This is a genomic window from Acinetobacter sp. ANC_7634, assembly GCF_056779875.1.
The window spans coordinates 1-806 of sequence record NZ_JBWYIT010000029.1; the positions used below are offsets into that span (position 1 = coordinate 1).

Genomic DNA, 806 nt, shown 5'->3' on the forward strand with positions numbered 1-806 from the left:
GTGGTGGTCATTTAGACATCGCAGTCTTGGGTGCTTTCCAAGTCGCTGAAAATGGTGATCTTGCAAACTGGCATACCGGTGCACCTGATGCGATCCCTGCTGTGGGTGGTGCAATGGACTTAGCCGTGGGTGCGAAGAAAGTCTTTATTACCACCGATCATGTGACGAAAAAAGGCGAACCTAAAATCGTTGCTGAGCTGACTTATCCTGCGACAGGTTTGAAATGTGTGGACCGCATTTATACGGACCTTTGTGTGATTGATGTGACGGCAGATGGCATGAAAGTCATTGAGAAAGTTGAAGGCTTATCTTTTGAAGAGCTTCAATCGATGACGGGTGCCAAACTCATTGATGCCACTCAGGCTTAAGACTAGTTTTAGGATCTTACACTATGAAAAACGCATACATCATTGATGCCATCCGTACGCCTTTTGGTCGTTATGCCGGTGGTTTAGCCCCTGTCCGTGCGGATGATTTAGGTGCAGTGCCATTAAAAGCCTTAATGGAACGTAACCCTTCTGTGGATTGGAATGTCGTCGATGACGTTTTATTTGGCTGTGCCAACCAAGCCGGTGAAGATAATCGTAACGTCGGTCGTATGTCGGCGCTTTTAGCAGGTATCCCTTATACAGTACCTGCAACCACAGTCAACCGTTTATGTGGTTCATCACTCGATACCGTAGCAATGGCCGCGCGTGCCATTAAAGCTGGTGAGGCTGACGTGATTGTGGCAGGTGGTGTTGAATCCATGTCACGTGCACCATTTGTGATGGGTAAATCTGAGAGTGCATTTGGTCGTAGTCAAA

Annotated in this window: 2 protein-coding genes; both read left to right on the plus strand. The window is 47.5% G+C overall.

Translation table 11 applies throughout. From position 1 onward, the window contains the following. The coding region (locus AC1M9A_RS14370; RefSeq protein ID WP_481610485.1) for a CoA-transferase at positions 1–368 on the plus strand (368 nt) is incomplete at its 5' end. Positions 369–391: 23 nt separating this feature from the next. Continuing rightward, on the plus strand, positions 392–806 hold a 415-nt coding region (locus tag AC1M9A_RS14375), incomplete at its 3' end, for a thiolase family protein (RefSeq protein ID WP_481610486.1).